Source organism: Acidobacteriota bacterium (genome assembly GCA_020845575.1).
Lineage (GTDB): Bacteria > Acidobacteriota > Vicinamibacteria > Vicinamibacterales > Vicinamibacteraceae > Luteitalea.
On the sequence record JADLFL010000012.1, the window covers coordinates 93455 to 106584 of the forward strand.

Here is a 13130-nt window from a genome sequence, read left to right on the forward strand (position 1 = left end):
TAGCCACAGAGCCGAGATGCACTTCCTCGAGCCGGACGGGCCCTTGATGAGGTCGCGCGAGCGCTGTAGCCTATGTAAGGCATATGCTCACGCGAAGGAGGACGTCATGACCATCGAACGTCACGTTCGCCTGTTCCGGAACGGTCGCAATCAGGCGTTGCGCATTCCGCGCGACCTGGAGCTGCCCGGTCGAGTCGCCACGCTTCGGAAGGAAGGGGACCGGCTGATCGTGGAGCCGGTGGCCGGGCCATCGCTGCTGGCGGTGCTGGCCGCGCTCAAGCCTCTGCGCGAGGACCTCCCACGCGTCGCACGTCCGGAAGCCGAGCCTGTCGACCTCTGACATGGCGCGCCTTTATCTGCTCGACACCAACATCCTCTCGCATCTGATCCGGCTACCGCAGGGACCTGTGGCTCGGAGGATTGCCGACGTCGGCGAGGCCAACGTCGTGACGAGCGTGATTGTCGCGTGCGAGCTGCGCTATGGCGCGGCCAAGCGTGGCAGCCGCAGATTGACGCGTCAGGTCGAGGCCGTGCTCGGTGCCTTGACGATTCGACCGCTCGAGTCCGACGTCGAGGCCGTCTACGCCGCGATTCGGGTCGCCCTGGAGAAGAAGGGGACGCCCATCGGTGCCCACGACATGCTGATCGCTGCGCACGCCCGTGCCATCGACGCGGTGTGTGTCACGGACAACATCGCCGAGTTCGAGCGAATCCCGGCGCTCGAGGTCGAGAACTGGCTGAGAGAGTGATGGCGACGTCCACCCTCGAACAATCGCGGGAATCAGCGACCCGCGACGATCCCTGATTTTCACGATCGAACTGGGGGTGTGAGGCCCACCTTCGCTCCTGCGGAGCTACGGAGGGCGTCCCTTCACGTGAGGGCGACTCGTTCGAAAGGCTCGCCACTGATCACGTGGCTCGCCATCCGAAGCTCGGCGAAGCCGAGCGAAGGATGGTGGACCAGATTTTCCCCAGTTGGACCCGGATGTCCGATTGGCTGCTCGAAGCGGAGGGCTACGCTGCTGCAGCCTGAAGGTCCAAAGTCGCGCGTCCGCTGCGGTTTGCGCGCGATGTGGCCCCCTCCCTCGATGAACGCTGACCAACGGTAGAACCTTACAGGCGTCCGGTAAGGGACCGCGAACCCCAAGCCCCGTCGCTCGCAGCCCAGCAGTTTCGATACGTATCAATTCAGTGTTGCGATACGTATATGTCGAAGCTGACGCTGAGCGTTGACGAAGAAGTCGTCCGGGACGCCAAGCGGTATGCCGCAGCCCGAGGGACCTCGATCTCCAGACTCGTCGAGCGGTACGTCGGCTTGCTGTCCAGGCTCCCCAAGTCCGAGGATCAGACGCCGGTCTTGAGAATGCTCCGAGGAGCGGCGCGCGGCGCATCCGCTGACGCCTACCGCGAGCACCTCGACCGGAGGTATCGGTGAAGCGGTTCCTGCTCGACCTCAACGTCTTCCTCGACGTCATCCTCGACCGGCAACCCGAGGCTGATGCCTCGGCGGCGCTGTGGGCAGCCATCGAGCAGGGGCATGGGCAGGGGCTGGTTCCGGCCCACGGCGTGACCACCATCTTCTACATCCTGGAGAAGGCCCGCGGAGCGTCTTTTGCTCGCCAAGGCGTCGAGCGGCTTGTCGGCGTATTCAGCATCGCGCCCGTCAACGACGATGTCGTCAAGAGGGCACTGACCTTGGCTTGGCCGGACTTCCAGGATGCCGTCTGCGCCGCCGCCGCAGAGACGAGCAACTGTGACGCGCTCGTCACACGCGATCCCGATGGCTACCCTGATCCGCCACTGCCGGTAATCGATCCAGTTGCCGCCCTCAGCTTGTTGATAGAGGGATAGGCCCATCGTCAGCATGTTCGACCACTCGAACTTCAAGCACTACGCGTTCTCTGAAGTCCCGGCGGGTCTGGATCTGTACCTGATCGACGTGAAGGACATGCCAGAGTTTTGAGCGGGAGTGGCTGGAGCTCTTGGGTGGCCAAGGTGCTGCGGGTCACGCAGCCTCGCGTCAGCGATCTGCTCAGCGGTCGCATCGACCTGTTCAGCCCGGACACCCTGATCGACATGTTGGCCAGGCTTGGTCTTGGCGTGCGACTGGTGGTGAAGACTCCTCGCTCCCGCAACGTGGCATGAGTATCCCACTGAGTTCGGTCCAGGATTGTTGCCAAGAAGTCACGACCTCTGCCGCTGTGGACTGCACGTATAAATACGTGCAGAGGCTCCGATGGCAACACCCGGGTCCGCGACCCAGAACATCACCGTCCGCCTGAACCGGCGCACCCTGCGAAGGCCAAGATTCTCGCAGCCAAGCGGAACACTTCGATCAGTGGCCTGCTGGCCGAGCAGATCGAGGCGCTGGTCGGTGAGGACGACGCCTACGAGCAGGCGCAGCGGCGGGCGCTCGCGCTCCTTGACCAGGGGTTCCATCTTGGCGGCCGGATCGAATCCACGCGCGACGAGTGGCACGAGCGATAAGGCGTTCGTCGACTCGAACGTCCTGATCTACGCCCACGACGTGGACGCCGGGCGGAAGCGCGAGGTGGCCAGGGCGCTGCTTCGTGAGCTGTGGCTCGCGCGAACCGGCGTCCTGAGCGTTCAAGTCCTTCACGAGTTCTACGTCAACGTCACGCGCAAGATCCGGACGCCCCTGTCGAAGGCGGAGGCGCGGCGGGTTGTCGCGACATACATCCCGTGGTGCCTCCAACCGGAGACCAGCGACGTCAACGAGGCGTTCCGGATCGAGGACGAGGCCAGCATCAGCTTCTGGGACGCCCTCATCGTTGCCACGGCGGCGCGCGGCGGTGCCACGCGCGTGCTGTCTAGGACCTGGACCCTGGGCAGATCATCTCTGGCGTAACTGTGATCAACCCGTTCACGGACTCACCGGAAGCGCTCCCGCGGGCCGATGACCACTGACCATCGTCCCCCGATCACCTCGGCTGGCCTGCATCTCCGGTTGCGGCATGAACTGCTTCATCCACACGTCTCTCGAATCGAACCGCGCAACCTGTGCGTGTTCAAGCACTTACAGAGAGTTGTGAGGAATCGGAAATGTGGTGGCCCAGATTTTCCCCAGATGGAACCGGCTCGAGGATTGGCTCGGCGAGGCGCACGCCTATTCGAGGGCGGCGTGATGACGGACTCCGCGATCCCGCCCGTCCGTAAGACGTTGACAGACAGGCGCTTGTTGGGCCGTCCAGCGGCCCGTCCACAGTGGCCCGCTGCGCTGCGATACAAAAATTTGTATAATCGGCAGGCGTAAACGGATGGTGGACAAGACGCTGGTCTGGCTCGGCAGCTCTCTCAAGGACCTGCAGGACTTCCCCGCGCTGGTGCGGCGCCTGGCGGGCTTCCAGTTGCGGCGGGTGCAGCAGGGGCTCGATCCCGACGACTGGAAGCCGATGAAGACGGTCGGACCAGGAGTCCGAGAGATTCGGATTCACGTCGAGGGCGCCCACCGCGTCTTCTACGTGACGACGCGACCAGAGGCCATCTACGTGCTCCATACATTCGAGAAGAAGACGCAGAAGACGAGTGCGGCGGACCTGAAGATCGGTCGCGAGCGGTTTCGGGGTTTGGAGAAGTCGAGGCAACAGGATGGCAAAGAACGACGCGCTTGAGGTCACTCCGTCCACTGGGAACGTCTTTGGGGACCTCGGGTTTCCGAAGGCGGAGGCCGAGCACCTCCTGATCCGGGCTGACCTCCTCATTCAGTTGCAGAAGGCGATCGCCTCTCGAGGGCTCAGGCAGGCGGAGGTGGCCAAGGTGCTGCGGGTCACGCAGCCGCGCGTCAGCGACCTTCTGCGCGGCCGCATCGACCTGTTCAGCACGGACACTCTGATCGACATGTTGGCCAGGCTTGGTATTGGCGTGCGACTGGTGGTGAAGATTCCTCGCTCCCGCAACGTCGCATGAGTATCCGACTGAGTTCGGTCCAGGATGTCACGGCTCCAAACTCGAAGCCCTTGACGTCGAGGGCACGCTGAACTTCGCGGAGCGCATCCTGCCGCGCGCGGCCGACCTCTGGGTGCAGTCGTCACTCGACCAGCGCCAGCGGTTCCAACAGCTGTTCTTTCCCGAAGGAATCGCGTTCGACGGTTCCACGTTCGCTGGAGCCGCCGCAACCGCCACGGCTTTCAGCTACTTGCGGGGAGTTGGGACGGGAAATGAAGGTGTGGTGGACCTGACCGGGATCGAACCGGTGACCTCCTGAATGCCATTCAGGCGCGCTCCCAGCTGCGCCACAGGCCCACGCAAGAAGTAGAAGTATAGCCTAGCCAGCTGACGAAAGCCAGTTGACGAGGCGGCCGAAACCACTCGATTCGGCTTCGAGTTGCGCGAGGCCGTGCATCTCCGAGGCCTGACGCTCGGCACGGGCCAGAGCGTCCAGCGCCTCATCGTTGCCCTTGCCGTGCGTGTGGCTGACGGCGGCCGAGAAGGTGAACACCACTCGCCGTGTCACACCCTGACGCTCGTACTCGTACTCCGCTGCGACGCGGGCCTGCACCTTCCTGATGACCTGCGCCACCTGCTTCGGCTGAGCACCCGGCAGGAACATTGCGACATGGTGCGTATCAGTCCGATACACCTTCGCATCGTCGCCGAACGTCCCGCGCAGCAGCTGTCCCAGAGCCAGCACCACGCGCTCGAACACCACCAAGCCATGACCGTCCACGATGGCTTTCGGCTCGTCGACGCGGCACACCACGACGCTTGCCGGCCCCAGCGGAGACATGGCCATGTCGCGCAGCAACGCCGCACGCGTCAGCGTATCGGCCGACGACGATGACTCCCGCGTGGCGGTCGCCTGAGCGAGGGTTTCGTCGGCTCTCTTGAGGTCCGTCGCCACCTGCGCCAGTCGTGACGCCTCCTGGCGCTCGACCTGTTTCACGGAATGCCGGAGCTGGTCGACCTCCCGGTTCAACTCGCGCCGCAGCGTCCGGATGTCCTCGATCCGCGTGAGGTCGGCCACGCGCGTGCTGCTGGCCATGAGATCCTGGCGGAACGCCGCCGCATCGCCGCGGAGGCCGTCAACGAGTTCCCGCAGCAGCCGAATCACGCCGCCGAACTCGGCTTCACGGGCCGAGACATGGCCGGCCAGTCTCGCGTACGCTTGCGAGGCGTCGCCGACGAGACGAAGTCCGGCGTTGGACACCTCCTTGGCGGGACCGCTGCCGCGGAGCCGCTCGCGTGCCTGCATGAGGCGGGTGCGCAGCGCCTCGGAGGGGAACTCGGGTGCCGCGGGGAACTGCGCTTCGAGCAGCACGACCAGGTCCTCGACGACACCGAGCAGGGCGTCTCGCTGATTGGCACCGTCGGTCGCGTCGTCCTGGGAAAGTCCTAGGGAGATGGGCCTGTCTGTCATCAGGGTCAGATGTCCTGCCGGGAATCGGCGCGATCGCACCGGACCTTGAAACATGCCGGGAGCGGCCCGCCGATTGCATGACGTGCAGTGGGGTCTCAGAGACAACGCAGGTTCAGGAGAGCGCCTACACCGGCGCTCGGAGGGGCAGCATGCACGGGTGGCGAGCAACAGGGGGCGCGATGGTCATCGCGGTCCTCGCGGCGACTGGGAGTGCGTCAGGGCAGACGACCGAGCGCGTGAGTCTCTCCGCGGCAGGGGCGCAGGCCATTGGTGGTCGGTACGCGCCGAGGCCGTCCATCGGTGCCGAGGGAACCACTGTCGCGTTCGAGAGTCCCATCGCGACGCTCGTGACAGGCGACACCAACGACGCGGTCGACATCTTCGTCGCCGCCGGCGGTGTACTGACGCGTGTCATGGGCACCGGCAACGTCCAGCCCAACTGCACGTCGCAGCGGCCCTCCGTCTCGGCAGACGGGCGCTACGTCTCGTTCGACTCCTGCGCCACCAACATGGTGGCGGGTGACACGAACAACCTCAGTGACGTCTTCGTGCTCGATCGCAGCACGAACATCGTCACGCGCGTGTCCGTGTCGACAGCCGGGACGCAGGCCACCGGCGGGCCGAGCTACGCGAGCGCCATCAGCCCGAACGGGCGGTACGTCGCGTTTCTCAGCCAGGCGAGCAACCTCGATGGGGCCGTCTTCGGAACGTACGCCTATCTGCGCGACACCGTCGGCGGTACCACGCACCTGGTCTCCCGGATGCCCGCGGGCAACCTGATGACGTCCGACGTGCGTCCGAGCGTGGCCGACAACGGGACCGTTGCCTTCGCGTCGGCCACCAACGTTCCAGCACTGGACGATTCGAACGGCGTCTCCGACGTCTACCTTCGCGTGGGGGCGACAGGCGGATCGCCGACCACCGTGCGTGCCAGCGTGTCGGCGACCGGCGCGTCGCTGGCGGCACTCTCCACGCGTCCATCCATCAGCGCCGACGGCCAACTCGTGGCCTTCGAAACGGCGGCGCCCGCCGTGCCGGCCGATACGAACGGGCTCACCGACATCTATGTCCGCGACATCACGCAGGCGACCACTGTCCTGGTGTCGCGTACGGCAGGAGGCAATGGCGGCAACGGCAACAGCATGGAGGCCTTCATCGCCGCAGGCGCAGGCAGCGGTCACGTGTCCTTCACGTCCAATGCCAACGACCTCGCCGGAGCCGCTGACGCCGTGACGGATGTCTTCAGGGCCAGCCTCTCTCGCGCGCCACTCGCGGTGACGGGCGTGACGCGCGCAAGCGTGCCGGTCGGCTCGGCCACCGGCTCGTCCAGCGCGTCTGGCGTCGCGCTCGGAGGCCGCGTGGCGTTCGCGTCGGATGAGCCCCTGGTGGCCAATGATGTCAACGGCGACACCGACGTCTACACCTTCGACGGCACGGCAACCCGCATCAGCGTGACAGCGCCCGGATCCGACCCCACGTACTCCGGCAGAAGCCTTCGCCCGTCGCCCAGCTACGCGGGGACCTTCGTGGCCTTCCTTTCGTCGGCGACCAACCTCGTCGATGGCGACAGGAACGGACGGACCGACGTCTTCGTGCGCAATCGCACCACGGGGGAGACCGAACGCGTGCCCGTGCCGCTCGGTCATGAATCCACCGACGCCGACTGGGTGACCATCAGCCATGACGGCCGGTTCGTCGCCTTCAGCCGCGGTGCGGCGTTTCTGTACGACAGGTTCGATCGCGTGCTCACGCCCGTCAGCACCGCCACTCCGGGCGGCACGGCCGTGGCCGCGGCCCAGCCGCGCGTGAGCGCCAGCGGCCGCTACGTGGTGTTCCTGACCCCTGCCCAACTGGAGCCGGCCGACACCAACGCCGTGGTCGACGTCTATCGGTTCGACCGCCTCTCGGGTACCAACCTTCTCGTCAGTCGTGGCGCGACGGCGGCCAACGGCGGCTCGTCGGCTCCGACCATCTCGGGTGACGGCTCGCGTGTCGCGTTCTCGTCGCTGGCCAACAATCTCGTGGCCGGGGATACCAACGCGCGGTCGGACGTGTTCGTCAGAGACATCGCGGCCGGTACGACGATGCGCATCAGCACGAACGTCGACGCCCAGCCCACGACGATCGACGCCCGCGATCCGTTCATCAGCACGGACGGCCTGCACGTGGGCTACCTGCTCTCGAGCAACGTCCTCACGAGTGAGGCGACGGCGTCCTCCGACGTGTATGTCGCGCGTACCGACGGCAGCGTGATTCGGGGGCCGCTGAACGGGATCAGTGAGGGCACCGGCACCACGGAAGGCGCCTACGATCCGACACTCAGCATGTTCGGGCGTTTTCTCGTGTTCCGCTCGTACGCGCCGACGCTCGCGGCGGGCGACACGAACGGCGCCGCCGATGTGTTCGGCCGTCAGATCATGGCGGACCCCCTCACGCCGGCGTTCGGCGCGGCCCAGCTCCTCACGACGCCCTCGGCAGGAGGGACGGCCACGGGTGGCACGGGCTTCGACTCCGAGAACCCCGAGATCGCCGGCACCGGCACATTCGGCACCTACCAGTCAGGGTTCACCAACCTCGTGCCTGGTGATACCAACGGGATGGTCGACGTATTCGCGCGAGCCGGAATCTTCGGCAACGGCGAGTGCGACTACATCGAGGCCACGCTGTCGGGCTATGCCGCCTGGCTTGCCCAGTTCGGCGTCGATTCGTGCTCGGATAGCGGATCGCCATACGCCGACCCCGACGGTGACGGTGCGACCAACGAGCAGGAACGACAGGGCGGTGGCGACGGCAATCCCGTGCACGGCGTGTTCACGCGCTACTTCGCGGAGGGGGCGACCAAGACTGCGGCGCTCGACTTCGACACGCGGATTGCGCTCGCCAACCCGAGCGGCGCGACGGTGACCGGAGAGATCACGTACCAGCTGCCGTCGGGGACGGCGGTGCCTCCGACGCCTTTCACGCTCCTGCCGTACGAGCGCAAGACGGTGCTGCTCGACGAGCAGCCCGGCATCGCCGAGACGGGCCCCGACGTCGCCTACGAGTTCTCGACCACGGTGAAGGCGAGCGCGCCCATCGGGGTCGATCGCACGATGACGTGGGACAAGTCCACGTACGGCGCGCATGCCGAGACCGGCGTGGTCAGCCCGTCGCGCAAGTGGTACTTCGCCGAAGGAGCGACGATTTCGGGATTCAACCTGTTCTACCTGCTGCAGAACCCGTCCAATGCCCCCGTCACGGTGGAGGCGCGGTATCTGCTCGGCACCGGAGTGGTCCACAGCAAGTCCTACGAACTCGAGCCCAACAGCCGCTTCAACGTCTGGGCGAATGTGGAGGTGATCAACGGCGATCGGCCGTTGCAATCGGCGGAACTGTCTGCCGAGTTCACTGTGACGGCCGGCGCCGCGATCATCGCGGAACGCGCCATGTACCGGGGCAGCAGTCCGCTCTTCAAGGCCGGTCACGAGAGCGCCGGCATCACCGCGCCGGCGACGGAGTGGTTCCTCGCCGAGGGCAATGCCGGCGAGTTCTTCGACGATTTCGTGCTGATCGGCAACACCATGCCGCGCGCCGCGCTCGTCCAGGCCGACTTCATCGTCGGGAACACGGGCACGATCTACTCGAAGCAGTACACGGTGGACGGGAACTCGCGGTTCAACATCTGGGTGGATCAGCAGGAGGTGGCGCCCGGTCAGTTCCCGTTCAGGACGGGCAATACGGACGTGTCGGTGCGCATCCGTTCGCTCAACGACGTGCCGATCATCGTGGAGCGTGCGATGTGGTGGCCTGGCAGTTCGAGTACCTGGTACGAAGCCCACAATTCACCCGGGTCCACGCAGACGGCCTCGCGCTGGGTCCTGGCTGAAGGTGAGCACGGAGGGGCGATCGGTTGGCGCACGTACATCCTGGTGGCCAACACGGGGGCGTCCCCCGGCACGATTCGTGTGCGGCTGCTGCTCCCCGGCGGACAGACGTCTGTGCTCGCGGGGCTGTCGCTCGCGGCACAGTCGCGCACCACGTACTTCCTCGGCGACCTCCTCGAGGAGGCAGGTCTTCCCACCGACTCGCAGGCAGGCGTCCTGATCGAATCGGAGGGAACCCCGCTGCCCCTCGTCGTGGAACGCGCGATGTACCGCAACGCCAACGGGGTCAGCTTCCGGGTGGGGACCAACGCGCTAGGTACGCCGCTGCCGTGATCGAGCCTGACGCACGAGGAACCGGCGGCACGCTGCGCACGCGTGCCGCAGCGGCGCCGGTCTGGCGCTATCTGCTCGGTGGCGTGGTTGCCGCGGTCGCGGCCGTGGCGACCAACCTGGCGTGGCGTGGCGCATACGCCGCGTCGAGTGGACAGCCGCTGCCAGACGCCGTCAGCGAACCGGCGGTGACGGTGGCGACCGCGAGCGCCGTCCTGCTGGCGGCAGCTGTGTACCTGCTGCTGTCGCGCGCGTTCACGATTGCCACGCCGTTGTACATGCTGGGGTGCGTGCTCGCGGCGGGCGTGTCGTGCATCGCGCCGTTCGCACCCTTCATGCCCGACGGCGCGCCGCCACCGCCCGACTTCCCGCAACTCGCGGTGCCGATGCACGTCGCGGCAGGTCTGCTCGCGGCGAGCATCGTGCCGCTGGTGGTTCTGTTCGGCGTGAAGAAGCCCCGCCAGGCGGGTGCCGACGATCAGTACTGATCGAAGATGCGTTGCAGTTGCGCCGGGTCGGTGGTCTTGGTCAGCGCCACCATCAACAGGATGCGTGCCTTGACCGGCGCGAGGTCGTTGGCGGCGATGCGGGGCGCCTCAACCGGACGCAGTCCTGCTGCCTGGCCCGCGCCTCCGGCGCGCGGGGGTGCGATGCGTCCGCTGCCGGTGCGCGTCGTCGCCACGACGGCGACCTGCTTGTCGCGCGCGTAGGCAACGCCCTCGCCCTGCGTTCCCGATGTCGCGCCTGCGCCTGCCGTGGCGAGCACCACACCCCTGGCGCCGAGGTCGATGGCGGCCTTGATCAGGTCGCCAGACGCACCCTGGTACACGAGGAAGACGTCGACGCGCGGCAGTGACGTCACGGCGCTGATGTCGAACTCCGAGTCGGCCGTGTGCCGGCCTTCTGCGCGTCGGCGGAACACGACGCGGTCCGCGTCCACCACGCCGAGTGCGCCGAACCCGCGCGACGCGAACGTGTGCAGGCGGAGCGCGTCGGTCTTGGTGACGTCGCGCGCGCCGTTGATCTCGTCGTTCAGCACCACGAGCACGCCGCGTCCGGCCGCTTCCGGATCGGCAGCCACGCGGAACGACGCGAGCAGATTGGCCTGCCCCTCGTAGCCGGTCTGGCTCGGGTTGCGCATCGAGCCCGTCACCACGATGGGCCTGCTGTCGTGCACGGTGAGGTGCAGGAAGTACGCGAGCTCTTCGAGCGTGTCCGTACCGCTCGTGACCACGACGCCCGCCAGCCCGGCATCGTCGCGGAACACCGCTTCGACGCGCTTCGCGAGGCGGACCCACTCGTCCAGCGGGATTGCCGAACTGCCCGTGTTGGCGAACTGCTCGGACTGCACCGTGGCGACGTCAGCGAGGCCGGGCACCGACGCGACGAGCTCGTCAGCCGTCAGGCGTCCCCCGCGCCGATTGCTGATCGTGCCGCCTGTCGCGATGAACCTGACACGCGGTCGATCCCGATCGGTCGCTACCGCCCGCCGCGCGTCCGTGGCCACCGGGGCTGGCGCCTGCGCGACGGCCGTGGCTGCGCCGGCTGCGATGACGCACAGCAGGACGGCAATGAATCGCTTACGCATGCGCTTCGCTCTGGCGTGTGAGCCGGGTGAGCCAGTCGGCCAGCCGCTGCTGCGCCGCATCGGCAGTGTCGTCGTAGAACGGCATCAGCGCGGTCGGTGCGCCCTGTGCCGTCACGACGTGCGCGCGCCATCGCTGACGCTGCACCTGCGACAACTCGATGTGGTACAGCCGGCCGTTGATCAGTTGCTCGATTCTGTGCACGCGAGGGCCCACCGATGGCAAGGATGCGAACGGACGCGGGTTGCTCCGGCCAATCCGGAGCGACGGTCATTGTAGAGAACTGCCAGACGCGCGCAAGCGAAGACGGCCGCGAAACGACGTGCACATGGTGAGAGCCCCATTCGAAACGACGTGATTGCAGTGACTTGCGCGCGACGCCCAACGCACGTCCACACGAAATCCACCGTCCGTCCGCAGGTTTTCCACAGGGCGTCTCGCCGTGCGTCGCGGTGCCGTGGCGCGACGGCTCGCGAAGCCTCGACACCGACAGCGGAAGCAGCGAAGATCGACAGATTGTGGCGACGCGGCGATGGGGGAGCCTGGCGTGCGTGATTGCGGTGGGTCTGGCGGTGCCGGCATGGGCATCGCAGGAGACCCGTCGCGGCACGGCGCCGTCTGCTGCCGGTGTTGCCGATGTGCCGACGGCACTCGCGTGGCATCGTCTGTTCCTCCTCGACGGACAGGTCGTGAGCATCGTCGGCGAGTTCACGCGCGTGGACGACATGGTGATGGCGCAGCTCCCGGTGGGGGCGGTGGGTTCGGACGGCGTGCCGCAGGCGCGCACCGTCTCCATCCCCTCGGCCACCGTCGACTGGACGCGCACCGATGCGTATCGCGACACGCTCCGCCGCGCGCAGTTCGAACGTGCGGGCGGTGAGCGCGCCTACGCAGCGTTCACCGAAGAAGTCGCGGCGATGCTGCGCGACATCGCGCTGCTCCAGGATCCTCTCGAGCGAATCAGCCGCCTCGAACGCGCGCGTGCTCACCTTGCTCAGTGGCCGATCGCGCACCATGGCCATCGCGCCGACGATGTGGCCAAGACGCTGTCGGTGGTGGACGACCTTATCGCGGGCATGCGTGCGGCGGCCGGCGAGCAGACGTTCTCGCTCGCGCTCACCGCCGGTGCCGCATCGGCGGCGCCGCCGCCAGCGGCGGTGCTGGCGCCGCCCACGCTGCACGACATGGTCGCGCAGGCCCTCGCCCTCGCGCCGCGCGTGTCCGCCGCCGCCGAGCGCATGGTGCTCCTGCGTGCCGCCGAGTCGCTGCTGGCCGAAGCGCCCGCAGGCGAAGACTGGACATCTCTCGCGCACGCACAGGTGCGCCGTCAGATCGCGGACGAGACGCGCGTCACCAGTCGATATGCCCGCCTTGGATCGTGGATGCTCGATCGCACCGCACGACTGCTCGCCGCCGCCGATGTCAGAGGCCTGTTGCGTACGCGAGACATCCTCGTGAAGCGAGACGCGGCGATGGGACGACAGCGCCCTGCGGAGATGGCCTCGCTCCTGGCCACGCTGGACGTCCGTCTCGATGCCGCCCGCCGGCACCGCCTGCGGCTCGAACGCTGGCAGGAACGCCGGGTCGCCCTGCAGGCCTACGCCTCGGTCGTCTCGCCCTGGCTGTCGCCGAAGGAGGCGCTGGCGCGTGCTCTCGAGGACATCAAGGCTCTCAGCGGTCCGGAGGCAGCCTTGCTCGCACAGGCGGAGAGTCAGCTCGCGGCGGCGCGGTCGGCGAGCGCGACGGTCGCGGTGCCCGACGAGGCCCGCGCGATTCAGCAGGTGTGGGCGTCGACGCAACAGTTCGCTGCGCGTGCGATCGACGGTCGGCGTGCGGCCATCCGCAGCGGCGACATGCAGCAGGCCTGGGATGCGTCTGCGGCGGCGGCCGGCGCGCTGATGCTGCTGCAGCAACTGCGGACCGACGTGCCGGTGCTCCTGCGTCCTCCCGCGCCGCCCGCACCGGGGTCCTGAT

The 13130-nt window shown here is 67.3% G+C and carries 13 protein-coding genes, 1 tRNA gene and 1 pseudogene; 11 read left to right on the forward strand and 4 right to left on the reverse strand.

What is annotated here, in order from left to right; translation table 11 throughout:
• The first annotated feature begins 106 nt into the window (after positions 1-106).
• The 8 genes and pseudogenes from IT182_02660 (at position 107) to IT182_02695 (ending at position 3927) form a co-directional block, all read left to right on the forward strand.
• Complete coding sequence (locus IT182_02660; GenBank protein MCC6162230.1) at positions 107-340, forward strand: AbrB/MazE/SpoVT family DNA-binding domain-containing protein; 234 nt, start codon at positions 107-109, stop codon at positions 338-340.
• 1 nt (position 341) lies between these two features.
• Positions 342-749, forward strand: a complete 408-nt coding sequence (locus IT182_02665; GenBank protein ID MCC6162231.1) for a type II toxin-antitoxin system VapC family toxin — start codon at positions 342-344, stop codon at positions 747-749.
• Between the two features lie 458 nt (positions 750-1207).
• Positions 1208-1435 carry an antitoxin gene (locus tag IT182_02670; protein ID MCC6162232.1) on the forward strand — a complete coding sequence of 76 codons (228 nt, stop codon included), beginning with the start codon at positions 1208-1210 and terminating at the stop codon, positions 1433-1435.
• Positions 1432-1851, forward strand: coding sequence for a PIN domain-containing protein (locus IT182_02675; GenBank protein ID MCC6162233.1), 420 nt, complete (start codon positions 1432-1434; stop codon positions 1849-1851). The genes IT182_02670 and IT182_02675 overlap by 4 nt, the downstream gene beginning before the upstream one ends.
• Positions 1852-1959: 108 nt before the next feature.
• A complete protein-coding gene (locus tag IT182_02680) occupies positions 1960-2145 on the forward strand; it encodes an XRE family transcriptional regulator (GenBank protein MCC6162234.1) in 186 nt (61 codons plus the stop codon).
• Between the two features lie 91 nt (positions 2146-2236).
• A pseudogene (locus IT182_02685) lies at positions 2237-2928 on the forward strand (PIN domain-containing protein).
• Between the two features lie 350 nt (positions 2929-3278).
• A complete protein-coding gene (locus IT182_02690; GenBank protein ID MCC6162235.1) occupies positions 3279-3632 on the forward strand; it encodes a type II toxin-antitoxin system RelE/ParE family toxin in 354 nt (117 codons plus the stop codon).
• Positions 3610-3927, forward strand: coding sequence for an XRE family transcriptional regulator (locus IT182_02695; GenBank protein ID MCC6162236.1), 318 nt, complete (start codon positions 3610-3612; stop codon positions 3925-3927). The genes IT182_02690 and IT182_02695 overlap by 23 nt, the downstream gene beginning before the upstream one ends.
• 260 nt (positions 3928-4187) lie before the next feature.
• On the opposite strand, the gene IT182_02700 is transcribed toward IT182_02695, so the two are convergent.
• Both IT182_02700 and IT182_02705 read right to left on the reverse strand, forming a co-directional pair.
• Positions 4188-4263 (reverse strand) — tRNA-Ala (locus tag IT182_02700).
• A 22-nt stretch (positions 4264-4285) separates the two neighbouring features.
• Positions 4286-5377: a GGDEF domain-containing protein gene (locus tag IT182_02705; GenBank protein MCC6162237.1), complete on the reverse strand. Its 1092-nt coding sequence runs from the start codon at positions 5375-5377 to the stop codon at positions 4286-4288.
• Between the two features lie 149 nt (positions 5378-5526).
• Here IT182_02705 and IT182_02710 point away from each other — a divergent pair, with 149 nt between their 5' ends.
• Positions 5527-9573 carry a hypothetical protein gene (locus IT182_02710; GenBank protein MCC6162238.1) on the forward strand — a complete coding sequence of 1349 codons (4047 nt, stop codon included), beginning with the start codon at positions 5527-5529 and terminating at the stop codon, positions 9571-9573.
• On the forward strand, positions 9570-10058 hold the full coding sequence (locus IT182_02715; protein MCC6162239.1) for a hypothetical protein: 489 nt from the start codon (positions 9570-9572) through the stop codon (positions 10056-10058). The genes IT182_02710 and IT182_02715 overlap by 4 nt, the downstream gene beginning before the upstream one ends.
• On the opposite strand, the gene IT182_02720 is transcribed toward IT182_02715, so the two are convergent.
• Complete coding sequence (locus tag IT182_02720; GenBank protein ID MCC6162240.1) at positions 10049-11158, reverse strand: asparaginase; 1110 nt, start codon at positions 11156-11158, stop codon at positions 10049-10051. The two genes, IT182_02715 and IT182_02720, sit on opposite strands and share 10 nt — an antisense overlap.
• Positions 11151-11360 (reverse strand): hypothetical protein, encoded by a 210-nt coding sequence (locus IT182_02725; protein MCC6162241.1) that lies wholly within the window; start codon positions 11358-11360, stop codon positions 11151-11153. Before IT182_02725 ends, IT182_02720 begins: the two co-directional genes overlap by 8 nt.
• Before the next feature lie 314 nt (positions 11361-11674).
• Between IT182_02725 and IT182_02730 the strand changes: the two genes are divergently transcribed.
• Positions 11675-13129, forward strand: a complete 1455-nt coding sequence (locus IT182_02730; GenBank protein ID MCC6162242.1) for a hypothetical protein — start codon at positions 11675-11677, stop codon at positions 13127-13129.
• Position 13130: the final 1 nt, after the last annotated feature.

Coding starts and splice junctions, on each gene's coding strand:
- IT182_02660 (MCC6162230.1), top strand. CDS start 107: ATGACCATCGAACGTCACGTTCGCCTGTTCCGGAACGGTCGCAATCAG.
- IT182_02665 (MCC6162231.1), top strand. CDS start 342: ATGGCGCGCCTTTATCTGCTCGACACCAACATCCTCTCGCATCTGATC.
- IT182_02670 (MCC6162232.1), top strand. CDS start 1,208: ATGTCGAAGCTGACGCTGAGCGTTGACGAAGAAGTCGTCCGGGACGCC.
- IT182_02690 (MCC6162235.1), top strand. CDS start 3,279: ATGGTGGACAAGACGCTGGTCTGGCTCGGCAGCTCTCTCAAGGACCTG.
- IT182_02695 (MCC6162236.1), top strand. CDS start 3,610: ATGGCAAAGAACGACGCGCTTGAGGTCACTCCGTCCACTGGGAACGTC.
- IT182_02705 (MCC6162237.1), bottom strand. CDS start 5,377: ATGACAGACAGGCCCATCTCCCTAGGACTTTCCCAGGACGACGCGACC.
- IT182_02710 (MCC6162238.1), top strand. CDS start 5,527: ATGCACGGGTGGCGAGCAACAGGGGGCGCGATGGTCATCGCGGTCCTC.
- IT182_02720 (MCC6162240.1), bottom strand. CDS start 11,158: ATGCGTAAGCGATTCATTGCCGTCCTGCTGTGCGTCATCGCAGCCGGC.